The organism is Halopiger aswanensis (assembly GCF_003610195.1).
Lineage (GTDB): Archaea > Halobacteriota > Halobacteria > Halobacteriales > Natrialbaceae > Halopiger > Halopiger aswanensis.
Genome location: NZ_RAPO01000004.1, coordinates 445,802 through 468,178, shown reverse-complemented (window position 1 = coordinate 468,178; position 22,377 = coordinate 445,802). Strand labels below are relative to the sequence as shown.

18 protein-coding genes are annotated in these 22,377 nt (G+C 63.7%); 8 read left to right on the top strand and 10 right to left on the bottom strand.

The genetic code is table 11. The annotated features are described in order from the left end of the window. Positions 1–158: 158 nt before the first annotated feature. The 3 genes from ATJ93_RS19910 to ATJ93_RS19900 form a co-directional block, all read right to left on the bottom strand. Entirely contained in the window at positions 159–1,592 is a 1,434-nt protein-coding gene (locus ATJ93_RS19910) for a family 4 glycosyl hydrolase (RefSeq protein ID WP_120246395.1), read from the bottom strand. 117 nt (positions 1,593–1,709) lie between these two features. Further along, positions 1,710–2,462, bottom strand: coding sequence for a hydroxypyruvate isomerase family protein (locus tag ATJ93_RS19905; RefSeq protein WP_211334102.1), 753 nt, complete (start codon positions 2,460–2,462; stop codon positions 1,710–1,712). Beyond that, positions 2,463–3,572: a Gfo/Idh/MocA family protein gene (locus tag ATJ93_RS19900; RefSeq protein ID WP_120246394.1), complete on the bottom strand. Its 1,110-nt coding sequence runs from the start codon at positions 3,570–3,572 to the stop codon at positions 2,463–2,465. A 138-nt stretch (positions 3,573–3,710) separates the two neighbouring features. Between ATJ93_RS19900 and ATJ93_RS19895 the strand changes: the two genes are divergently transcribed. After that, positions 3,711–4,559: a fumarylacetoacetate hydrolase family protein gene (locus tag ATJ93_RS19895; RefSeq protein WP_120246393.1), complete on the top strand. Its 849-nt coding sequence runs from the start codon at positions 3,711–3,713 to the stop codon at positions 4,557–4,559. A 30-nt stretch (positions 4,560–4,589) separates the two neighbouring features. Here the strand turns inward: ATJ93_RS19895 and ATJ93_RS19890 are convergent, their stop codons facing one another. After that, a complete protein-coding gene (locus ATJ93_RS19890; RefSeq protein WP_120246518.1) occupies positions 4,590–5,456 on the bottom strand; it encodes an amidohydrolase family protein in 867 nt (288 codons plus the stop codon). A 133-nt stretch (positions 5,457–5,589) separates the two neighbouring features. Next, positions 5,590–6,624, bottom strand: coding sequence for a zinc-dependent alcohol dehydrogenase (locus tag ATJ93_RS19885; RefSeq protein WP_120246392.1), 1,035 nt, complete (start codon positions 6,622–6,624; stop codon positions 5,590–5,592). Positions 6,625–6,929: 305 nt separating this feature from the next. Between ATJ93_RS19885 and rhcD the strand changes: the two genes are divergently transcribed. The 3 genes from rhcD (at position 6,930) to ATJ93_RS19870 (ending at position 10,499) form a co-directional block, all read left to right on the top strand. Further along, positions 6,930–8,135 carry an L-rhamnonate dehydratase gene (gene rhcD / locus ATJ93_RS19880; RefSeq protein ID WP_120246391.1) on the top strand — a complete coding sequence of 402 codons (1,206 nt, stop codon included), beginning with the start codon at positions 6,930–6,932 and terminating at the stop codon, positions 8,133–8,135. 3 nt (positions 8,136–8,138) lie between these two features. Next, positions 8,139–9,176, top strand: coding sequence for an LLM class flavin-dependent oxidoreductase (locus ATJ93_RS19875; protein ID WP_120246390.1), 1,038 nt, complete (start codon positions 8,139–8,141; stop codon positions 9,174–9,176). Positions 9,177–9,719: 543 nt separating this feature from the next. Beyond that, positions 9,720–10,499, top strand: coding sequence for an SDR family NAD(P)-dependent oxidoreductase (locus tag ATJ93_RS19870; RefSeq protein WP_120246389.1), 780 nt, complete (start codon positions 9,720–9,722; stop codon positions 10,497–10,499). A 26-nt stretch (positions 10,500–10,525) separates the two neighbouring features. Here the strand turns inward: ATJ93_RS19870 and ATJ93_RS19865 are convergent, their stop codons facing one another. Then, positions 10,526–12,217: a glycoside hydrolase family 2 protein gene (locus ATJ93_RS19865; RefSeq protein ID WP_120246388.1), complete on the bottom strand. Its 1,692-nt coding sequence runs from the start codon at positions 12,215–12,217 to the stop codon at positions 10,526–10,528. A gap of 120 nt (positions 12,218–12,337) precedes the next feature. Here ATJ93_RS19865 and ATJ93_RS19860 point away from each other — a divergent pair, with 120 nt between their 5' ends. Then, positions 12,338–13,744: an alpha-L-fucosidase gene (locus tag ATJ93_RS19860; protein WP_120246387.1), complete on the top strand. Its 1,407-nt coding sequence runs from the start codon at positions 12,338–12,340 to the stop codon at positions 13,742–13,744. A gap of 146 nt (positions 13,745–13,890) precedes the next feature. On the opposite strand, the gene ATJ93_RS19855 is transcribed toward ATJ93_RS19860, so the two are convergent. Both ATJ93_RS19855 and ATJ93_RS19850 read right to left on the bottom strand, forming a co-directional pair. Continuing rightward, positions 13,891–15,102, bottom strand: coding sequence for an oligogalacturonate lyase family protein (locus tag ATJ93_RS19855; RefSeq protein ID WP_120246386.1), 1,212 nt, complete (start codon positions 15,100–15,102; stop codon positions 13,891–13,893). Positions 15,103–15,316: 214 nt separating this feature from the next. After that, positions 15,317–16,936 (bottom strand): glycoside hydrolase family 28 protein, encoded by a 1,620-nt coding sequence (locus ATJ93_RS19850; protein ID WP_120246385.1) that lies wholly within the window; start codon positions 16,934–16,936, stop codon positions 15,317–15,319. A 131-nt stretch (positions 16,937–17,067) separates the two neighbouring features. On the opposite strand from ATJ93_RS19850, the gene ATJ93_RS19845 reads away from it, so the two are divergent. Beyond that, positions 17,068–19,782, top strand: a complete 2,715-nt coding sequence (locus tag ATJ93_RS19845; protein ID WP_120246517.1) for a family 78 glycoside hydrolase catalytic domain — start codon at positions 17,068–17,070, stop codon at positions 19,780–19,782. Between the two features lie 351 nt (positions 19,783–20,133). Further along, positions 20,134–20,595: a universal stress protein gene (locus ATJ93_RS19840; protein ID WP_120246384.1), complete on the top strand. Its 462-nt coding sequence runs from the start codon at positions 20,134–20,136 to the stop codon at positions 20,593–20,595. Between the two features lie 377 nt (positions 20,596–20,972). Here the strand turns inward: ATJ93_RS19840 and ATJ93_RS19835 are convergent, their stop codons facing one another. Together ATJ93_RS19835 and ATJ93_RS19830 are read right to left on the bottom strand one after the other, a co-directional pair. Then, positions 20,973–21,194 carry a hypothetical protein gene (locus tag ATJ93_RS19835; RefSeq protein ID WP_120246383.1) on the bottom strand — a complete coding sequence of 74 codons (222 nt, stop codon included), beginning with the start codon at positions 21,192–21,194 and terminating at the stop codon, positions 20,973–20,975. Positions 21,195–21,334: 140 nt separating this feature from the next. Further along, a complete protein-coding gene (locus tag ATJ93_RS19830; protein WP_147376665.1) occupies positions 21,335–21,757 on the bottom strand; it encodes a hypothetical protein in 423 nt (140 codons plus the stop codon). Between the two features lie 190 nt (positions 21,758–21,947). Between ATJ93_RS19830 and ATJ93_RS19825 the strand changes: the two genes are divergently transcribed. Next, complete coding sequence (locus ATJ93_RS19825; protein WP_120246381.1) at positions 21,948–22,184, top strand: hypothetical protein; 237 nt, start codon at positions 21,948–21,950, stop codon at positions 22,182–22,184. Positions 22,185–22,377: the final 193 nt, after the last annotated feature.

Here is a 22,377-nt window from a genome sequence, read left to right as displayed (position 1 = left end):
ACCCACCACCACGAACCTCGGGACGGGAGTCGGGCAGACACTACGCCGGTCTCCGTAGACCGCGTCGCTCGAGGAGCGCGCAGGCGACCGGCGGTTCGATGCTCGGTTCCGTTCTCGCCGATTTATCGATAAAAACGGGACGGTAATCAGCGACCGCCTCAGTTTTCGAGGACGGCCGCGTTCTCGAGATCGTACGACTCGAAGTAGTCGCGCTCGATCTCGATCAGTTCGGCGAACAGCTCCTGTGCTTCCTCGCGAGGGAGCGTCACGAGCGGCTCGTTGAGGAACGCCTCGAACGCGAGATCGAGATCGCCGGCGAAGCCGGCTTCGACGAGCGTTTCCTGGTTGTGAATCGCGGTCGTGACCATGTTCCGGACTTCGCGGGGGAGCGTGCCGGCGGTGATCGGCTTCACGCCGGTCCCGGTGATGAGGACGTTCGTCTCGACGACCGCACCGTCGGGCAGGTCCGGCGTCTGGCCGACGTTGGGGTAGTTGACGTTGGTCTTCAGCGGCTCGAGGCCGCACAGTGCGCGGATGATGTCGACGGCTTCCTCGCCGGTCTCTGTGAACTCGAACTCGTCCGGATCAGTCAGGTACTGGTCCATCTTCGCCGGTCCGTCGCTGTCGCTGACGCGGGCGGAACTGGGCGTCAAGCGGAGCCCCCAGCGCTGGATCTCCTCGGGGTCGTCGATCGAGAGGTACCACGGGACGAACTCCACGAGGTGGCGGTCGCCGGCGGCGCCTAAGAGACCGAACTTGTCGTAGAGGTCGAACGCAACTTCGTGGTGGTTGATCCAGTAATCCGCGTCCGCGAGGTCGCCGGGCTCGAAACTCGGGAGCGGCTTGCGCTCCTCGAGTTCCGCGTCGAGATATTGGAAGACGTCGTGATCGCGCCAGTAGGCCTCGTCGATCCACGTGAAGTGGTTGATGCCCTTGACGGTGACGTCGATCTCGCTGCCGGAGACGTCGTCGGCACCGTCGATGTACTTCTCGGCGATTTCGGCGAGGAGCATTTGGATATGGAACACTTCGTGACAGAGGCCGATGGCGTTGATGTCGGGGTACTCCTCGTAGAGCGCTCGGGTGCAGACGGTCATCGGGTTCGTGTAGTTGAACACCCAGGCGTCGGGACACCGCTCGCGAACCGTCGCCGCGATCTCGCGGTACTGCGGAATCGACCGCAGCGCGCGGACCGCACCGCCCGGCCCGCAGGTGTCGGCGACCGTCTGGTAGATACCGTACTCCTGAGGGACGTCGATGTCGTGAACGAACGTCTCCTCGGGCGGATCCTGCGTCGAGCAGATCACGAAGTCGGCGTCCTCGAGCGCCGCCGCGAGCGTTTCGGCGGCCTCGAACGTCCAGTCGCCGACGGCCTCCTTGCGGGTCGTCAGCGCGTTTCCGAGTTCGGCGTTGCGCTGGGCGGCCTCGTAATCGACGTCGTAGAGTCTGACCTGCCCCGAGACGTCCGGACACTGGAGCAAGTCGTTGATGAACGTGTGCGCCCAGCCCTGACTGCCGCCGCCGACGTAGCCGATCGTGACGTCCGTTCGCGCGTCCGACGCAGTCGTCGCTGTACTACCGAGGTGGTGCATGGTACCGTGACTGGTGCTGACGCACAAAAGCGTTGGTGTTCAGGTCGGTCAGACCGTCGATCGCAGGTGACGGATACCGGACGATCGGTGATGGCCGCTCCCCGCCGTCGCAGGCTGCTACCGCCACTCGAGGACGGTCTCGACCGCCGCGTCGGCGTCGCCGGTCGGCGAGAACTCGCAGCCGACGTAGCCGTCGTAGCCGGCCTCGTCGATCGCTCCGATGATCGTCTCGTAGTCGAGTTCTCCCGTCCCGGGTTCGTGTCGGCCGGGCACGTCCGCGATGTGGACGTGGCCGATCCGGTCGACGTTGTCGGTGATCGTCTGAATGACGTTCCCTTCGGTGACCTGCTGGTGGTAGACGTCGTACAGCAGTTGTACGTTCGGCGAGCCGACGTCGTCGACGATGTCGAACCCCTCGGCCGACGTCTCGAGGAAGTAGCCCGGGTGGTCGACGGCGGTGTTCAGCGGTTCGAGGACGAGCGTCACATCGGCTTCCTCAGCGTCGGGGGCGACGCGGGAGAGCACGTCCACGATATTGTCGTACTGCGTGTCGCGGTCCAGTCCGTCCTGGTCCTGTCCGGTCGTGACGATTAGCGTCGGGACATCGTACTCGGCGGCGGTCGCGATCGATTCCCGGATCGTTTCGACGGCGTCGTCAGCCGCGTCGGGATCGGTGAGCGTCCCGCCGGCGACGAAGCCAGCGATCGGAATATCGCTCACCTCGGCGGTGTCGACGATCGCCTCGAGATCTTTCTCTCGCCAGTCCCAGAACTCGACGGCGTCGGCGCCGGCTTCGGCGGCCCGCGAGATGCGGTCGACGAACGGCTCGTCGTCGTAGACCATCTCGACGCAGATCGAGATCCGGGCCATCTATTCGGCCTCCTCGTCCATCGGTTCGGGATTCAGTTCGCCGGACTCGACCATCGCATCGAGCGGGTTGTCGTCGATCTCGAGCGGCAGGTCGACCCGGCCGCGCTTGCGAGCCGATTCCCACGTCCCGAAGATCAGTTCGGTCGCGTTCAGGGCGTTTTCCGCGCTGAGTTCCGGTTCCTCGTCCTCCTCGAGACAGCGGACGTTCTCGGCGATGGCGCGGTCGATGAACTCCCAGCTGTGGAGGCCGTCCTCGGTCTCGACGGCCTCCCACTCGTCGTCGCCGGCGCGGCGGATGCGCAGTACGGGGAGATCCTCGTCCTCGTCGCCCTCGGGGCCGAGTTCGATCGTTCCCTCGGTACCGATCAGTCGGTTGTGACACTCGACGGCGCTCGTCGGGCCACCGTCGCCGGTAGCGTCGCTCGTGCCGAGCCCGTGGACGCCGTTTTCGTACTCCCACATGACGACGGCCTGGGTCTCGTTGTGCGACCCAAAGACGACGTTCTCCTCGCTGTAGTCGATCTGCCCGAGCACCCACTCGGCGGGTACCTCGTCGTTGAAGTAGTTACAGAGGTCGAACGAGTGGCTCCCGTAGTCGAAGATGCCGACCGGCGCGGAGAACTCGACGCGCTCTAGCTCGCCGATCTCGCCGTCGTCGAGCAGCTGTTTCGCGGTGCGGACGGCGTCGCTGAACCGACGCTGGTGATTGAACGTCAATTGGACGTCGTGGCGGGCGGCCTCCTGGGTCATCATGCGCGCGCCGCCGTAGGTCTGGGCCATCGGCTTCTCGCAGTGGATCGCGTCGACGCCCGCGCGGCAACAGTCGATCGCGATCGACGCGTGGATCACCGGCGGAACGCACAGCGAGACGATGTCAGGGTCGACCGTCTCGAGCATGACCTCGTAATCCTCGAAGACGTTCTCGTCGGCGATCCCGTACTCGGCGGCGAACGCTTCCGCGTTTTCGGGGACGATATCGGCGCAGGCGACGAGCTCGCACCGATCGTGTTTTTCGTACCCTTCCGCGTGGTGGTACGCCATGGCGTACCCGTCGCGTCCGGGGTCGTCCGGTTCCGTTCCAGTTCCAATCACCGCTACCTGATAGGACATACCATACCGTTTCAGGTCAAACAGTATAATTGTTCATCCTGTTAACCGGGTACCACTGGCTGAAGTGATCTGTCGATGAACCGTCGGCGGCGCCGTGCGAGAGAAAGATTCAAGATTCAGGCTGGAAAGTTCGAGACGATGCAATTCGTTCGATTCGCGACCGACGGTAGCGTCCGTTGGGGCGTAACCGTAGACGACCAGACGTACGATCTGACCCGGTTCGGCGAGCCAACACTCGAGGAACTCGCGTCGCCGGGGTACCGACGACGCGTCCGTCGCGCCGTCGAGACGGGCGAGCTCCCGGAAATCGACGACCCCGAGGACCGCCTCGCACCGGTGCCGTCGTCGGCAGTCGACCAGATCATCTGCGTCGGGCTGAACTACCACGACCACGCTGAGGAGCAGGACGAGGAGATCCCCGAGAAGCCGATGCTGTTCGCGAAGTCGCCGTCGACGGTCACCGATCCCGAGGCCCCGATCGTCCACCCCGACGACGTCGAGCAGGTCGACTACGAAGTCGAACTCGGCATCGTCATCGGCCGCACCGCCTGCGAGGTGTCGGCCGAGGAGGCCGAGGAGTACGTCGCGGGCTACACGGTCATCGACGACGTCAGCGCGCGCGACGCCCAGTTCGAGGACGGCCAGTTCTTCCGCGGGAAGAGCTACGACACGTTCGCGCCGATGGGGCCCGCGCTGACGAGCCCCGACGCCGTCGACCCCAACGATCTCGAGGTCGAACTGCGTCTCAACGGCGAGGTCAAACAGGAGTCGACGACCGCGGAGTTCATCTTCGACGTCGGCGAGGTTATCGAGTACATCAGCAACTTCACGACGCTGCGGCCGGGGACGGTCATCTCGACCGGCACGCCCGGCGGCGTCGGTATCTTCCGCGACCCGCCCGAACTCCTCTCGCCGGGCGACACCGTCGAAGCCGAAATCGAGGGTATCGGGACGCTCGAGAATCCGGTCGTCGGCACGGAAGAGTAACGCGGTACCGATTCGGTGAACGGATAGCGGTCAGATCCCCGCCAGGTCCTTGAACGACCGCTCGGTGAGCCACTCCCGGTCTTTTTGCGAGAGGCCGTCGACGTGCTCGAGCCACTGCAGACTTTCCTCGTAGCTCGCTTCGTCGCTGACGTTCGGGAAGTCCGAGCCCCAGACGACCCGTTCGCGCCCGAACGTCTCGAGCAGCCAGCGGACGTGATCGTGCATGTCGGCGTAGGGGAAGCCCTCCTCGGAGCGGTGGACGATCTCCGAAATTTTCACGGCGACGTCGTACTCGTCGGCGGCCAGCGGCTCGAGGGGTGCGAACACCTCGTCGGGATCGGTGTCGGGACCGGCGTGACAGAAGTGATCGAGCGCGTAACTGAGGTCGGGGTACGTCTCGATCAGGTCGACAACCTGATCCAGCTGGTCGTAGTGGGCGAGAATCTGCACCAGGGCGTCGGTGTCGCGGGCCGCGTCCCAGAACTCGGGCTCGTCGATGGCGTCGCGCAGCCAGTCCACGTCCGGATCGAACGTCTCCCACATCCGATCGTAGGGACAGATCGCGCCGAGTCGGAAGCCGAGGATGCCGTCGGTCGCCATGCACGAGCGCAGTTGTGCGGCCGCGTCGTCGGCGAACTGGTCCAGCATGACGATCCCGTAGAGGTCGTCGTACTGCTCGGCGCACTCGAGCGTGTAGCGGTTGTCGGTCCACTCGCAGATCGGGTAGCCGACGACGACGGCCTCGTCGACGCCGATCGCCTCCATGTCCGCGTGCAGCGCGTCGGCGTCGTAGACGGTGTCGACTGAAAAGTCGTCGACCGTCTCCACGAGCGGGCCGTTGACCCAGGGGTGGTCTCGGCTCGGTCGCGTCCACGCGTGCGTATGGGTATCCAGCACCATCGTATACGAAATGCGACGCGTCGAGCGCTACTAAACGTTGTGTCGCAAAACGGCTCGAGATTGATGCCGAACGGCGTCGATATCCCGGCTCGCAGCCGGCGCTACAGCGATCGCACCGCTTGATGGCCGCTCATAGGTCTGCGAACGAGAAGACCGGTTTGCAGGTCTCGGACTCGAGGAACGCATCGAACGCTGCGGTTGGGTCCTCGATGCTGTAGGAGGTGTCGATGATTTCGTCGGCGTCGATCTCGCCGCCGTCCAGAAGACGGATTGCTTGTTCGAAGTTCCGCCAGGTCGATCCGTAGGACGTGTTCACCATGACTTCGCCGCGGACGACCGGCGTCATGAACAGTTCGCTCGGTGCGCCGGGCAATCCGACGACGACAACCTGGCCGCCCTTGCGGACGTGCTCGACGCCCATCTCGACGCCGCTCTTGTGGCCGGTCGTATCGAAGACGACGTCGAAGCCGCCGCCGTCGGCCTGCGACTCGACGAACGCCTCGAGATCGCCGTTTTCGACGTCGATCGTGTCGACGCCGAGCCGTTCGACGAGCGGCAGGCGGTACTCGGTGTCCTTGCCGAGCCCCGAAACGACGACGTTCGCGCCCAGCGAGTCGGCGACGGCCGCAACGAGGACGCCGATCGGGCCGGGGCCCTCGACGAGGACGAGATCGCCGGGTGTGACGGTCGACTGGTCAAATACCGCTCGCGTCGCGATGCTCAGCGGTTCGGTGATGCTCGCCTGTCTGAGCGGGACGCTGTCGGGGATGTGGTGCAGGTCTTTGGGTTTGACGGTCGTGTACTCGGTGTACGCGCCGTCGTTGTGCATCCCCGTGATCTCGAAGTTCCGGCAGACGTTGGGCTGGCCGTTCTTGCACTGAAAACACGAGCCGCAGTCGTGGATCGGTTCTTCGACGACGTGATCGCCAACGTCGAAATCGGTGACGTCCTCGCCGACCTCGACGACTTCGCCGGAGTATTCGTGGCCCATGATGCGGGGCAACGGGATCCATTCATAGCCGTCTTCGTACGTATAGGCGTGGGCATCGCTGCCGCACAGGCCTGCGGAGTTGACTTGAACGAGCACTTCGTCGGCGGCAACCGTCGGTTTCTCTCGTTCGCGGATTTCGATAGATCTGGGTCCGGTGTGAACTATAGCCTTCATGCTGGAGTTACCTCTCGCTCTGGTCGAGCTACTGGTGGTTTGTAACCCAGCCACATATAACTTTACGCTCTTCGGAAGGCAATGCGGGATCGATCACAGAGGGCACCGGGTTCGATAGCGTACTGGATATAACGAGGACGGCCGTTAAGAGGAGTCAGTCCTCGCGTGATCGATTGCACTCGAGCGGCCGACGTGGGGATGAGCGCGCAAACGAAGCTGACAGACAAACACAAACGGCGGCGAGATCCGAGCAGTGGAAAGGATTTTATCGTTGCCGAAAGCAGTGGCACCTACGAGGAAAGACGATGGAAATCACAGACGTCAGTGCAACCAAGATCAGCAACGAGTCGTGGGGCGAGTTTATCGAGTTCCCGCTCGTGACGATTATGTCGAAGTACGAGGAGTATCGGAACGTCGACGGCGAGAACCCGCAGGCCCGCCGCAAGTGGATGGGGCCCGTGGGTGACGTCGTCGTCGAGATCGAGACGGACGCCGGCATCACCGGCGTCGGCGTCGGGAACTGGGGAAGCGGCGCCATCGCCACCGTCGTCGAGGAGACGCTCTCGAAGATCGTGATGGGCGAAGATCCCACCCGGCGCGAGAAACTCTGGGAACAGATGTACCGCGCGACGCTGCCGTTCGGTCGGAAGGGCGTCGCCGTCATGGCCATCAGCGCGGTCGATCAGGCCCTCTGGGACATCGCGGGCAAGGAAGCCGGCAAGCCGGTGTACGAACTGCTCGGCGGTCCCACCAAAGACGAAATTCCCGCCTATGCGTCGAACCTCCACCCCGTCGACATGGAGAAACTCGAGCGCGAGGCCGTCCAGTACGCCGAGGAGGGCTTCGACGCGATGAAGCTGCGCTTCCTCCACGGCCCCGAGGCCGGCCGCTCGGGGATGAAGAAAAACGAAGAGATCGTCAAGACGGTCCGCGACGCCGTCGGCGACGAGATCGAAATCGCGGCCGACGCCTACATGGGCTGGTCGGTCCGCTACGCCAAGAAGATGCTCGACCGCCTCGAGCCCTACGACATGGCGTGGGTCGAAGAGCCGGTCATCGCCGACGACATCGACGGCTACGCCGAGGTTCGCGAGGCCGCGCCAATGCCGATCTCCGGCGGCGAGCACGAGTTCACTCGCTGGGGCCACGAGGACCTCCTCGAGGCGGAGGCCGTCGACATCCTCCAGCCCGACGTCGGTCGGGTCGGCGGCATCACCGAGATGATGAAGGTCGCCGATATGGCCGAGGTTCACGACGTCCCCGTGATTCCCCACGCCGGCACGAATCCGACGCTACACGCCATCGCGGCGCACACGAACATGCCGATGGCGGAGTACTTCCCGATGCCGGAGTGGTTCGAAGAACAGCAGGAGGAGAAAGAGTCGACCTACGCCGACGCGATCTTCGAGAATCCGCCCTCGCCCGAAAACGGGTCGATTCCGATCCCCGACGAGCCCGGCGTCAGCACGAAGCTGAACCACGAAGCACTGGAACACTTCGCCGTCGAGTGAACCATGTCCGAAGACATTACATTCGAGTACAACGTGCCGGTGTTCGCCGGCGCCCCCGATGAGGGCGACGACGAGCCGGTCCACCGCGACACGCCCCGGTACGAGCGACTGGACTGGGAGACGACGAAGGAGGGCATCCTGAAAGCCGAGGAACTGGGCTTCGACGCCGCGTGGGCGCCCGACCACCTCATGCTGGGGCGCGACCACGCCGAGTACGAGGTCTGGACGCTGCTGTCGGCGATGGCCGGCTTCACCGACGACATCAACCTCGGGTCGCTCGTGCTCTGTAACGACTACCGCAACCCCGCCTTAGTCGCGAAGATGGCCGCGACGCTCGACGTCATCTCGGAGGGTCGCCTCGAGCTCGGCCTCGGCGCGGGCTGGCACGAACCCGAGTACGACGCCTACGGCTGGGAGTACCGCGACGGCTTCGAGCGGTTGATGCGCCTCGACGAGGGCATCCGGCTGATGAAGGAAATGTGGGCGACCGACACCGGCGAGGGCGCGACCTTCGAGGGCGAGCGCTACCAGATCGAGGACGCCTACTGCGATCCCGGCCCCGTGCAGGACCCGCACCCGCCGATTCTGGTCGGCGGCCAGGGCGAACAGGTGACGCTGAAACTCGTCGCCAAACACGCCGACGTCTGGAACACCGACGTCTTCAACGGCGACGTCGACACCCTCGAGCACAAGATCGGGGTGATCGAGGACCACTGCGAGACGGTCGGGCGCGACCCCGACGAGATCGAGTACTCCTGGGACGGCCACGTCATCTGTACCCGCGACGAGGACAAACTCGAGTCGCTGATCGATCTGATGACGCCGATTCAGTTCGAAGAGGAGTATCAGGATCAGGCGCCGATCGAAACCGAAGCGGACGCCCGCGAGTTCTTCATCATGGGCACGCCAGAGGAGTGTGCCGAAGCCATCGAACGCCGGATCGAGGCTGGCGTAACGAAGTTCCAGGGCTGGTTCATCGACTTCCCGGAGACCGACGGAATGGAACTGTTCGCCGACGAAGTTATGCCGCAGTTCCGATAACGCGAGTATTGATTTCGCTTCGGTACTCGGAACTTTTCTCCGTTCACTGTTGAAGCGATCGTCGGGCCACGAGTGTCGTCTGTGCCGTTCGGACCCGGCTTTGGACTACAAATTACGGCTAGAGTATTTGTCCGCCGAGGGTTGACTTCGTAACGGGATCCGTCCGGTGACAACGGACAGCGCTAGATAATTCATGATGGGGCCTGCATTCCGTTTGATCCCTTCGAGAGACGCTGTTCAGCGGTAATTCAGTTATTTCGAGCGGTAGTCGCGTTCTCACTCCACCAATGGATTACACAAGTACGGTTGTAATGTAATTCTATCCGTGATTCTGGTAATGGCGGACGTGAACCAGATGGAAACGAGGCTTGCTACCACGAGACGGGTCCCATGTCCGCGCTGCGCGCCATCTTCGCTAGACGATCACTACAAGAAGGGCGTACGAGTAATTCGATGCCGTCCGCCCCCACCGGACAATCGATTACAGATGACTCGCTCGAGACCAGGCGGTACACATAAGGAATTGTCCCCCGCAGAACCGGTATGGGCACGAGCGAGTACGATTTCACCGGTGAGACGGTCATCGTGACGGGCGGGAGTTCGGGTATCGGCCGGTCGGTCGCCAAGCGGTTCGGCCATGCCGGTGCGACGGTTCTCGTCGCCGACGTTCGCGAGTCGCCGAAAGGTGACGACGACCGCGCGCCGACGCACGAACGGATCGAACGCGACGGCGGCGAGGCCCGGTTCGTGCAGACGGACGTCTCCGATCCGGCCGATCTCGAGGCGCTCGTCGAGGCGGCCCGCGAGTTCGGCGGGGTCGACGTCATGGTGAACAACGCGGGGATCTTTCGAGGCGGGTCGCTGCTTGACCTCGACGTCGAAACGTTCGATACGGTCTACGAGACGAACGCTCGAAGCGTCTTTGCGGGGTGTCAGGCGGCCGCAGCCGATATGGCCGACCGCGGCGTCTCCGGATCGATCATCAACACCGCCTCCATTAGTTCCGAGTACGCCCAGGTCGGCCACGCCGCCTACGATCCCTCGAAGGCGGCGATCATGATGCTCACCCGCGTCGCGGCCCTCGAGTGCACCGAGTACGACATTCGCGTCAACGCCGTCGCTCCCGGCCCCGTCGCGACGCAGATCAGTACCGAAAACGACGGCTCGACGACTGACAGGTCGGGATTTCAGAAACCGAACCCGATGGGGCGGCGGGCCCCGCCGGACGAAATCGCCGGTTCCTACCTCTACCTGGCCAGCGACGACGCGTCGTTCGTCACCGGCCACATGCTCTACGTCGACGGCGGACACGCGATTTACTGACGGTCTCGAGGACTCGCGTGAAGCGGTTACTCCGTGAGCAATCGACGAACCGTTTCGTAGGCCGCTTTCGGCCGCCGGTATTCCCCGACGATCCCCTTGTTGTTCTTCGACTTCGGCCGGCTCATCGGATCGCGGCTCGTTCGCGTATCGCAGAACTGCCAGATGGTAAACCCGGCAACGGAATCGTCGGCCAGCAGGACCGGAAGGACCGTTTCGAAGAATTCGGACTGGTAGGTCTCGCTCCACTTCGCCCTCTCCCAGGTCCGCTCGCCCTCGATCGCGCCCGCCCCGAACTCGGAGACGAAGATCGGACAGTCGCGGCGGTCCGCGATCCGTTCGAGGAATCCCGTCCACTGGTCGGCCGCCACCGGTTCGTCGGTGTACCAGCCGTAGTAGCCGTTGACGCACGCGAAGTCGCAGTGCTCGAGACACCGGTCCTCGCCGCGATCGACCCATTCGTTGTACGACGCGAGCGTGACGAGTCGCGAGTCGTCGGTCTCACGTGCGACCGTTGCTAGGTGGTCGGTCGCCTCGGCGACGCCCGCCTGCTCGTTCGCGCATTCGTTAGTGAGGCTCCAGGCGAACACCGACGGGTGATGGCGGTCCCGCGAAATCATCTCCTCGAGCATCCGTTCGCCGCGCTCGAGGAGGTCCGCTCGCTCGAAGTCGTCGGCGTCGAAGTGCCAGTAGGGCAGTTCCTCGATAACCAGTACCCCCAGTTCGTCGCACAGGTCGAGAAATCTCGGGTGGTTCGGATAGTGCGAACAGCGGATGCAGTTCAGCCCCGCCTCGCGGATTCGTGCGAGGTCCTCGCGCATGACCCGCAGCGGCTGCGCCGACCCCCACTCCGGGTGGTCTTCGTGGCGATTAACGCCGCGGAGGTCGACCGGTTCGCCGTTCAGCAGGATTTCTCGGCCGTCGACGGTCACCTCACGAAAGCCGATCCGATCCCGTCGGTCGTCGACGACCGTCTCCTCGGCCTCGAGTGCGACCGTCACGTCGTACAGCGTCGGATCGTCGAGCGTCCACCGGTCGACCGGGCGCTCGAGCGCGAGTTCGACGCTCGTCTTCCCGGCCGGTACCGTCACCCGCTCGCGGACCGTCGTCTCGCCGATCGTGACCGCCACGGTGCGGTCGGTTTCGCGATCGCAGTTCGAGACGTCGACGTCGGCTCGGATACGTGCCGTCGTTCGCCCGCCGTCCGGATCCGAAGCGAGGTCGTACCGGAGGTCGAAATCGTCGATGTAGACGTTTGGAACCGTCTCGAGCACGACCTCGCGAGTGATGCCACCGTAGTCGAACCAGTCGGTCTCGGGGAGCGGAATCGTCGTTTCCGATCGGCCGTTTTCGGCGCGGACGAGGAGTTCGTGCTCACCCGCGGAGAGGTCTTCGGCCACGAACTCGAACGGCGTGTAGCCGCCGGAGTGTTCGACCCGCCGCTCGCCGTCGAGATAGACGATCGCCTCGTGGGACACGGCGAGGAATCGAACGCGAACGTTCGCGCAGTCGGGAAGCGTGATCGTTCGGCGGTACCACGCCGACCCGTGGTGGTCGGCGTAGTCCGCCAGCGCGTTCCACGCGCAGGGGACTGGGATCGTCTCTGGCTCCGCAGGGAAGTCCGCCGGGGTCGCGTCCGCCTCGAGGGCCGTCGTAAACTCCCAGGTTCCGTCGAGGTGCCGTTGCTCCCGTGTCTCCGTGGTGTCGAACCGCCTGTGCATAGTCGGGTTGCTCGGGCCACCCGCAAAAACCTACGGTCGGGTTCGGCGGCGCGCTTGAGACCGTCGCTCACCCGTCGGCTCGGCACAATCTATTTCACACGCCGTTCGGTTATCTGCTGTATGTCACCATACGACCCGACCTGGGAGTCGCTCGATTCGCATCCCGTCCCGGACTGGTTCCACGACGCCAAGCTAGGCATCTTCGTCCACTGGGGCGTGTATTCCGTCCCAGCCTGGGCGCCTCCCGACGCCGACATCGGCGGCGAAGACGCCTCGCCGTACGCCGAGTGGTATCCGTACTACATGTACGAGGAGGGATCGCCGACCCGCGAGTACCATCGCGAAACATACGGCGAGGACGTCGAGTACGCCGACTTCATCGAGGAGTTCACCGCGGAGAACTGGGATCCGGACGCGTGGGCCGACCTCTTCGCCGACGTCGGAGCGGGATACGTCGTCCTCACCGCCGAACACCACGACGGCTTTCCGCTGTGGGACACCCATTACACGCGGTACAACGCCGCCGAGATGGGGCCCGAACGGGATCTCGTCGCAGACCTAGCGGCGGCGATCCGGGAGCGGGGGCTCCGATTCGCGCCCTCGTACCACGCGAACTTCAACTACTACCAGCCGGGCTTCGACGGGCAGTTCGGTCACCCTGACTTCGAACCTGCCCACCCGCTCGAGGACGGCGGCGGCCCCGGGCCGGAGTACGTCGACTTCATGAACGCCAAACACCGCGAACTGGTTCGGAAATACGATCCGGATTTGCTGTGGTTCGACGTCCCGACGAGACACAGCGACGACGTCCGCGCGAAGGAATTGATCGCCGACTACTACAATCGCGCCGCTGCGCAGGATAGGGCCGTGGCGGTTAACGATCGCGCCTCGAACGATGCGATCCGGGCTGAAAGCGAACGGTGGGATCCGTCGGAATACCACGGCGACTTCGTCACGCCCGAGTACCACTCGTACGACGAGATCCACGAGGAGAAGTGGGAAGCCTGTCGCGGGATCGGCCGCTCGTTCGGCTACAATCGGGTCGAAGGCGAGGCCGAGCAGCTCTCGCCCGGCGAATTGATCCGCTCGTTCGTCGATATCGTCTCGAAGAACGGGAACCTCCTGTTGAACGTCGGTCCGCGAGCTGACGGGACGATCCCCGAGATCCAGCGCTCGCGCCTCGAGGCTCTCGGTGACTGGCTCTCGATCAACGGCGAGGCGATCTTCGGGACGCGACCCTGGGCCGTCGCGGAGGACGGGGCGAGCGACGTCCCGGTCCGGTACACGTGGCGCGACGGCACCTGTTACGCGATTGCGCTCGAGCGGCCGGGCGACGCCCTCTCGCTGTCGCTGCTCGACCACGTCGACGAACCGCCGGCGACGGCCGCGCTCCTCACCCGCGACGGCGACCGCGAATGTGAGTTGACCGTTACTGGCAACTCGCTCACGGTTGCTCTCTCGACGGAACCGGACCACGAGCACGCGTACGCAGTTCGACTTTCGGCTACCAAGAACCCGCGAACGTAGCGTTCGCCACGATCGCGGCCGGCCAACCGTCGATCACGGGTGAGCGTCGATCTCGTTCACCACCCGTATATTAAATCTGATTATCACGGAGCAGATGGCGTTCGAGGACGAACGTGGAGAGAACACGCAGGAGGGTTATCCGCCGCTCAGTCCCACTCGGACGGCTCGTACTCGGGCAGCGACTCGAACGCCGGGACGTCGACGAGGTAGATGTTGCTCGAGCCGTCGTACCGGTCCGAATCGAACACAACCTGCGAGCCGTCCGGGCTGAACCGCGAGTGGGGATGTGGGCTCTCGGGCTTCCAGTCGACGGTCGCGAGGGCGCGCGGCCCCTCGTACTCGCCTGCACCTTCGTCCCATCGGTAGAGGATGTTGTAAGGCAGTCCCGTGAAGGAACCGTCGCAGACGAGCAGTTCGGGCGAGTTCGCGTGGGTGTGAGTCAGCGCGTACACCTCGTCCGGAAGATCGGTTTCCCGGCGGTCGGTGTCGTCGTACCGGACGCTGCCGATGAACGGCTCCGGCTCGTCCACCTGATCGCGGCCCTGCGGATCGCGCATCGAGCCGTGGTAGCCGATCCGCTCGCCGTCGGCCATCCAGTACTCGTGACCGATGCCGGCGTCCTCGGGCACTTCGCGGACTTTCCAGATGTCGCCGGATTCGGTATCCGCGACCCAGATACGGTGCTCGACGCCGTCCCACGGCCCCTCCTGGCAGAACGTGAAGAGTTCGGGTCGGGTCGGCGAGGCGTTGACGTGGCTGCTGACCCAGCGATCCTCCTCGTGTATCAGTTCGGGGTCGCCGCCGTCGCCGTCGATCGGCACGGCGAGAATCTTCGTGTGCGGCCGCGCCTCCATCATCTCGTCCATCCGCGGCTCTTCACCCGGGAGATCCACGCCCGCCTCGCTGACCGCCGCGTAGACGACGGTCCCGTCGGCGTTGACGTCCATCGATCCGCCTCCGTACCCCTCAGGCGCCTCGTAGAGGACGTCCGTAACTTCGAGTCGCTCGAGGTCGAACCGAACCAGGTTGTCGTCGACCCAGAAGTATGCGTCCGAGGTCTCGTGGTGAATCGAGGTTTGACCCTGGAACTCCTCGAGCGCCGTGACCTGCGTGATCAGCCCTGACTCGAGGTCGATCGAGAACAGCTGTCGGCTCCCCGTCCGGTCGCTGCGAAACAGCAGCCGGCGGCCGTCGTCGTACCAGCCGTCCTCGGTGAAGTAGAGGTGGTAGTCGTCGTCGGGGTGGCTCGTCAGTCGAGTAACTCGAGCGCCCGTGTGCGGATCGTCGTACTCCTCCCACTCGGCGGGCCAGGTGCTTCCCGCTCTGGGCCCCTGCGCGATCGTATTTGTCGAAGTCATCGGCAACCACGCCTGTTGTTGTCGCCGGGGGTGTTAACTATCCCGGCTCCGCTCACCCGGTGATCGCGCGAAAAATACCGAGTCAGCGACCTGCGTTCCAGTCAGGAGTCGCTTTCCATGAATTTGAACGGCTGATTGTTGCCGCCGTACCGATGAGTGCGGCGTCGTCGAGACGCGGTCGGACGAGCGGTAGCCGGCGCCACACCGCCCGACCCTACTGTGCGGGCGGGACGTTTCCGTATTCCCGGAATCCGTACTCGCCCTCGCTATCGATCGCGGTTTCGGCATCCGCCAGATCGTTGCCCGCGAACAGGCGCTCGTCCGCTGTTCCCTCGATCGAGCAGAAGGTGCCGGTTCCCGCTCGAGCGCGCGAGTTCCTGATCGAGACCGTCCGCACGCCGCGGAGCGCGACGGCTGCGTTGTTCGCGCCCTCGTGAGCCTGTCGACCGCTGAAGCCGTCGATCTCCAGGTCCTCGATGTCGGTACACCGAATCCCGTTCGCGTAGTACGCGGGAAGATCGATCCCCCACTCGAGGGCGATATCGCGCAACTCGAGGTCGCGGACGCCCTCGCAGTCGATCCCCGCGATCTCCCGTTCGGCGATCGGCGCTTCGACGGCCGTCGGCTGGAGGTCGACGTTCCCGCCGACGCGATCGGCGTGCGGACTGTCCTTGATCTCGACGCGCACGTTTTCGAGGGTGACGGCGGCCACGTCGGCGTCTTCGTGGGCGTAGACGAGCGCGCCGTTCTCGCTTCGGGCGACGATGTTCGAGAACCGAACGTTGCGGATCCGGCCGAGGTCCGTCTCCTCGTCTCGAGGCACTGACGTCACGTAGATCGGTTCGGCTTTGCCCCACCACGGGCCAGGTAGCAACCCAGTTTTGACGACGATGTTCGAGAACAGGACGTTCTCGAGGTCGCCCGCGTCTCGGTGCTGAATCCCGAGGCCGCGGTTCGAGTCGCGGATCACGCAGTTCTCGAAGACGCAGTCGCGGATCGGAGCATACGTCTCGGAGCCAAACTTGATCGCACAGGCTGCCGACGCGAGCGTGCAGTTGGTGACGGTAACGCCGGTCGTCTCCCCGTCGCTCTCTGCGCGCGTCCCGATCGTAATCGAGTCGTCGCAGGAGCGGATCGAACAGTCCGAAATGCGAACGTCGCGCGAGTTCATGATCGAGATCCCGTCGCAGTTGGGAATCCGCATGTGGTTGTCGATCGTGACGCCGTGGACGCCGACGTCGTCGCAGTCGTGGAGGCTGATCGTCCACGCCGGCATGTCCCGCAGCGTCACGTCCTCGAATCGCACGTTCGTCGCGTCCTCGAGGAGGAACATCGGTCCCGGGCGGAACTCTGATTTCGCCCGCGGCCACTCCTCGGTGCCGACCGCGGGGTCGAGATAGTCGTCACCCTGGCGCGCCTCGTGCGGGGCGTTCGCGATGAGCGGGTGGTGCTCGCTCTCGCCGGAGTGACCGCGCAGCGGTTCGTCCATCTCGTGGAAGTCGGTTCCGCAGCCGTCGAAGACGCCCCGACCCGTGATCGTGACGTTCTCGATGCCTTCGGCGCGCACGAACGGTCGCTCGCCGTCCGGCCCGTACACGTCGCCGTACGCCGACTGCTCCTGCGCGGGGGACACGGTCGCTCCGGCCTCGAGCGAGAGCGTAACGTTACTCCGGAGGTCGATCGTGCCGATCTCGTACTCGCCGCTCGGCACGACGACCGTGCCGCCGCCCGCGTCGGCGCAGGCGTCGATAGCGCTCTGGAACGCTTCGGTCGCACGGTCGGCGTCTGGCTCGAGGTGCTCATCGATCGACGGGCATACTCCTGGGTCGGCCATGCGAACGACTCACGGGTGCTCGCGCTTAATCGTTCTCCTCGCGATCGTCGCGACCGAGTCTCGCTGCTCGAGCACTGGGGCTGATACGTCGGCACCTATTACTTGGTCCGCGACCAACCGTGGTGCACGAGATGACGCGGATGCAACCAACAGAGCTGCGAACCGAGTTCGTCCAGACCCCACTCGGTATCGAGGAGCGCAAGCCGGACCTCCGCTGGCGAGTCGACACCGACCGCCGCGGCGCGGGCCAGACGGCCTATCGCGTGCTCGTCGCTTCGAGCCGCGAGCGCCTGGCCGACGACGAGGGCGACGTCTGGGATACGGGAAAGCGAGAGCGCGAGACGCCGTCGGTCACCTACGACGGGCCGGCCCTCGAGGCGGATACGGACTACTACTGGAAGGTCCGCGTCTGGGACGGCGACGAGGCCGGCGCGTGGAGCGAGCCCGCGATGTGGGGCACGGGCCTGCTCGAGGCCGACGACTGGGCGGCGAACTGGATCCGCCGACCTGGAGAGGTCAACGCCGACGCTGTCGAGGACTTCGAGCGCGGCCAGTTCACCTACGCCCGCCGCGAGTTCGCGCTCCCCGAGGACGCCGACGTCGAGCGTGCTCGCGCGTACGTCGCCGCCTGCCACCAGTACGAACTCTCGGTCAACGGAGAGCGGGTCGACCGCGGCCAGTCGTTTTCCTACCCCGACTTCCACTACTACAAGATCGTCGACCTGACCGATGCGCTCGAGACCGGCGAAAACGCCGTCGGCGCGCTGTTCACGTGGCAGGGCGAGGGCCAGGGACGGCCGACCGCCGAGCCCGGATTCATCTGCCAACTCGAGATCGAACTCGCCGACGGGACCGAGCGGACGATCGTCACCGACGATTCCTGGCGACTCCGCGAGGCCGAGTGGGACGAGGACGCGCCGCTGCGAAACGACGAGATCGGCGAGGCGGTCGAAATCGTCGACGGTCGCGACGAGCCTTGCGGCTGGGCCGAACCCGGGTTCGACGACGCCGACTGGACGGCTGCCGGCGTGGTCGGCGAGCATCCGACCGACCCGTGGGAGCGACTCATCGCACAAGATCGAGAGGTCGTCGGGAGGAAAATCGAACCCGAATCAATCACGCAAATCGACGACGAGACGTCCGTCGTCGACTTCGGCCGCGTCTACACCGGCCTGCCGACGGTCGCGTTCGAAGACGGCACCGCCGGCCACCGCGTCGACATGCGAGCGGGCTACCGCCTGCGCGAAGACGGAACCGTCCACGAGCAGGAAGGCACCCAGTGGACCGACATGCGCTACGCCTACGTGCAGCGCGACGGCGCGTGCACGTTCCGGCCGTTCAACTACCTCGGCGTCCGCTATCTGCAAGTCGAGTCGCCCGGCGAAAATCTCGAGGCCGATCAGGTGTCGCTTCGGGCGCTGCACAACGAAGTCCCGGACGAACACGCGGCGACGTTCGAATGTTCGAACGAGACCCTCGATGACGTCTTCGAACTCGCGCGTCACTCGGCGCTGTACGGCAGCCAGGAGCAGTTCATCGACACGCCGACCCGGGAGAAGGGACAGTTCCTCATGGACGCGTTGAACATCTCGGCGGTCTCGCGGCGCGCGTTCGGCGAGCGAGCGCTGACGCGCCAGGCGATTCGGGAGTTCGTTCGGTCGCACTATCGCTACTGGGAGGACGAGGGGCGACTGAACGCCGTCTACCCCAACGGCGACGGCAAGCGCGACATCCCGGATTTCACCGAAGCGTTCCCCGACTGGGTCTGGCAGTACTACCGTGAATCGGGCGACCGGGCGATCCTCGAGACGGCCTATCCGGTCGTGCAGGCGGTCGCCGACTACATCGCCGAGCACGTCGACGAGGAAACCGGTCTCGTCACTAACCTCTCGGGCGGCGAGGGCGGCCCCTACGAGGAGGGAATCGTCGACTGGCCGCCGGAGATGCGCTACGGCTACGACCGCGACTGGCCCGCCCGGACGACGGTCAACATCCTCGGCGTCAACGCCTTCGCCAAAGCCGCAGCCATCGCGGACGCCCTCGATCGGCCGACCGAGGAGATCGAGACGTATTGGGATCGGCAGCAGGCGCTCGAGGATGCGATTCGAGAGCACTGCTTCGACGGCGACCTGTTCGTCGACGGCTGCGACGCGACCGACGCCAGCGAGGGCCGCTCCCAGCACGCTAACGCGTTCGCGCTCGCATTCGGTCTCGTCCCCGACGACGCGATCGATGGGGTTGCCGACCACATCGCCGAAATGGGAATGCGAATGGGGCCGATGATGGTCCCGCGGCTGCTCGAGGCGCTCGAAGCGGCGGATCGAATCGACGCGCTGATCGATCTGCTCACGAACGCCGAGGACGACGGCTGGGCGAACATCCTCGCACAGGGCGGGACGTTCACCTGGGAGACTTGGCACTGTCGCGATTCGGATCTGCCGACCAACGAGCGGCAAAACCGCAGCGAATCCCACGCGATGGGCGCGCCGGTGCTCGTGAGTATCCAGCGCGCGCTGCTCGGCGTCCGTCTCGCCGAACGAGAGGCCTCTCACCTCGAGATTCGGCCGGCGATCGACCACCTCGAACACGCCTCGGGCCGAGTCCCAACCGAACGCGGCCCCGTCGAGGTTGCCTGGTCCCGATCGAACGGGAACTGCGACCTCGAGGTGACGGTGCCGTGGAACGCGACCGCCTCGATTTCGCTCCCTGCCGACGTCGAGACTAACCGGATCGACGTGACGCCAGTCGCCTCGTCACTCCCCGAAGGCATCACGAATGTGCACCGCGTGGACGGATCGATCGTGATCGAGGTCGAATCCGGGACGTATCAACTCACGCTCGAGTGAGGAGGGCGAGTGCCGTCGAGCTCGTCGCAGAGCGTGATAGATCTGCGTAGGATATCGCAGACCTGAACGAGGCGGCAGAACCGTGTTATCGGCCATTTGAACGTCACTTTCGTTTTCTATCAGCATCGCTGTTAGGAGCAGTGGAACTGGAAGCAAAGTGAAAAACTACCGTTCACGAGGAGTGAGTGGTCGTCGAGTAAACGACACTAAGTTCTCTTGCTGGACCGTGTCTGGCATAGCCTGGCCGATCGGACTTCACGCTCGGTTATGGAGTGAACGCGACGCTGTCAATGTCCGCGATAGCGTCGATGTCTGCGACAGACTTAGATAACGTGAGATAAACGCAGTAACATGGACAGAGGATTAGTACTCATCGAGAACTCCGAATCCCACGCGGAACTCCTCCAGGAAGCGAAAGAACACGCGCTCGGTTCCGGCGCCGACCTCATACTCCTCGTTACGCTCACGGAAGACGAGTTTGAGGAGACACAGGAGGTCCTCAACACGATCGGGGACATCGAACAGACGTCATACACGGACCAGAACGCCTACCAGGCGGCGATGAACGACGCTGAAGAAGTTTCGCGATCGGTCTTCGATGACGATGACGAGGTGTCTTACGAAATAGTTCCGCGCGTATCTTCCGAAAAGGAACGTGCAGAGACGGTCATCGAAGTCGCGGAGGAGATGGACGCGGACCACGTGTTCATCCTTGGTCAGAAGCGGTCGCCGACCGGAAAGGCGCTCTTCGGCGACCTCGCGCAGTACGTTGTTCTCAACTTCAACGGCTACGTGACGCTCAACACCCAGTGAGCGTCGCCGCGGCGGTCTAACGCGCCCTCGTTTTTCGAACCACCGAGCGACGTGGAGTACATCAGCTGTTGGGTCCCTACCTGTGAGAGGCGATGTTAAGGAACCGTAGTCCGAGTCGATAACTGTCGCCCTCGTGGACGATGATGCGTCGCTCTTCGAGCGTTCAGAGATAGCTCTGAATCGTATCCTTCAAATGCTCGAGTTCGTCGGATATGTCCGTCACACCGCCACCTGACTCCTCTTGGATTCGCAGACGCTGTCGTCGAGATTCTCGAACGACAGAGTTCCCAAGACGCGTGTCGAGCGGATCGATTCGTTCCCGTCTCGATCCGGCGTCGTCGGTTCCCGTACGGCGTTGTCCACCAACCGGTCTCTGATTAGTTGGAACCGGACGACCACCACTGCAACACACCGTAGCCGAGGATCGTACCGACTACGAGCGAAACTCCCCAAACTCCGAACATGCCCGCGAGGACTCCCTCCGATAAAATTACACCGCCAATTACGAACAGAACACCTATCCCGACGAGTATCCAGAACAGACGGTTCTTCGGAACGAGCGCCATCTCGCTGATCGAACTGGACTGTTGTGTTGCCATATCGATTGGATGGTAACTCCTCGCATATAGATATTTTCCCATTGGCAGATCGCACGGTTCGGCGGTATCACGACCGACGTGTCTATGCTACGGACGGAGAGCATGTCACGGTATGTACCGTGGTAAGCGGTAGACGCGTCTCAGAACTCGTCAGTGTATATTATGTTGTATACCTGGTCTCGGGTGGCCTTCGCCACGCAGAGCAGCCCAATCGCGAGCGCGCCGATCGGGACCTTGCCGCGCCAACTGGACCAGTGGTACCGCTCTTCTAGCGTGACGATATAGACGGCGTCGTTACGCTCATAGAGCAAGGGGAGGTGGGCCGGAGCCGACTCACGTGATCGGTACCACTGTCCCTCCCCATCACGGACGCTATCGACGGTCGACTGACTTTCGGAACCGAGTTCCTCGTACGTCGAGACGCCATCGTCACTCGTCGACTGGAGCGTCGATTCCGTGACACGATAGTCGATAGCATATACCGCTGAGATCGGAACCAATACGAGCAGAAACACCAAGCCGACGATGCCGACGATGAAGAGACGGGTGTCAGGAGTTAGCATATTCAGCGATTTCATGCGACGGATCGAAAGTATTGTGGTCCGTTCGTCGTTCAAGGAACGCGAGAATCGGCACGGATCAATCCGAGACGATACTGGGAACACCGAGCGGTATCGAGCGTGAGTACTCCACCGTCGGCGTAAATTTGGAGCCGCCGAACCTTTTTTGGACTCCTACATCCACACTCGAAGTATGGCCTCAAAAAAGTATATTGACCATCTCTGTGAGCGTGAGACAGGTATTCGGTACGTGTTTATTATCTCTCTGTTGTCGATCGTCCTGTTGATGGGATCTTTGACCGTTGTCTCACCCGGGACGGGGACGTACTACATCGCGGTTATACAGGTGATCACGTTTGGAGCCTTGGTCGTTTTTTCCTTCGGACTGATGACGCACTGCCACCGTCGTGAAGAGCAGCGAGAGCTGTGAGATCGGCCGGAGATCGCAAGCCAATCCCGTTAGCTTACAAAAAGGGAGCGCGAGGGCTGACAACCCGACGAAGCCATTACAGAGTAATAATTTGTGATATGTTCCCTAACCTGAATAACGCTAACAATTATATAGGATGCCTATTAACGCGTTACCGTAGCAAAAACCATGGAAGATGGCAGCCCTTGGACTC

Bases quoted from the DNA above. Each gene is read 5' to 3' on its own strand.
- ATJ93_RS19910 (WP_120246395.1), bottom strand. From the start codon at position 1,592: ATGCACCACCTCGGTAGTACAGCGACGACTGCGTCGGACGCGCGAACG.
- ATJ93_RS19905 (WP_211334102.1), bottom strand. From the start codon at position 2,462: ATGGCCCGGATCTCGATCTGCGTCGAGATGGTCTACGACGACGAGCCG.
- ATJ93_RS19900 (WP_120246394.1), bottom strand. From the start codon at position 3,572: ATGTCCTATCAGGTAGCGGTGATTGGAACTGGAACGGAACCGGACGAC.
- ATJ93_RS19895 (WP_120246393.1), top strand. From the start codon at position 3,711: ATGCAATTCGTTCGATTCGCGACCGACGGTAGCGTCCGTTGGGGCGTA.
- ATJ93_RS19885 (WP_120246392.1), bottom strand. From the start codon at position 6,624: ATGAAGGCTATAGTTCACACCGGACCCAGATCTATCGAAATCCGCGAA.
- rhcD (WP_120246391.1), top strand. From the start codon at position 6,930: ATGGAAATCACAGACGTCAGTGCAACCAAGATCAGCAACGAGTCGTGG.
- ATJ93_RS19875 (WP_120246390.1), top strand. From the start codon at position 8,139: ATGTCCGAAGACATTACATTCGAGTACAACGTGCCGGTGTTCGCCGGC.
- ATJ93_RS19870 (WP_120246389.1), top strand. From the start codon at position 9,720: ATGGGCACGAGCGAGTACGATTTCACCGGTGAGACGGTCATCGTGACG.
- ATJ93_RS19865 (WP_120246388.1), bottom strand. From the start codon at position 12,217: ATGCACAGGCGGTTCGACACCACGGAGACACGGGAGCAACGGCACCTC.
- ATJ93_RS19860 (WP_120246387.1), top strand. From the start codon at position 12,338: ATGTCACCATACGACCCGACCTGGGAGTCGCTCGATTCGCATCCCGTC.
- ATJ93_RS19855 (WP_120246386.1), bottom strand. From the start codon at position 15,102: ATGACTTCGACAAATACGATCGCGCAGGGGCCCAGAGCGGGAAGCACC.
- ATJ93_RS19850 (WP_120246385.1), bottom strand. From the start codon at position 16,936: ATGGCCGACCCAGGAGTATGCCCGTCGATCGATGAGCACCTCGAGCCA.
- ATJ93_RS19845 (WP_120246517.1), top strand. From the start codon at position 17,068: ATGACGCGGATGCAACCAACAGAGCTGCGAACCGAGTTCGTCCAGACC.
- ATJ93_RS19840 (WP_120246384.1), top strand. From the start codon at position 20,134: ATGGACAGAGGATTAGTACTCATCGAGAACTCCGAATCCCACGCGGAA.
- ATJ93_RS19835 (WP_120246383.1), bottom strand. From the start codon at position 21,194: ATGGCAACACAACAGTCCAGTTCGATCAGCGAGATGGCGCTCGTTCCG.
- ATJ93_RS19830 (WP_147376665.1), bottom strand. From the start codon at position 21,757: ATGCTAACTCCTGACACCCGTCTCTTCATCGTCGGCATCGTCGGCTTG.
- ATJ93_RS19825 (WP_120246381.1), top strand. From the start codon at position 21,948: ATGGCCTCAAAAAAGTATATTGACCATCTCTGTGAGCGTGAGACAGGT.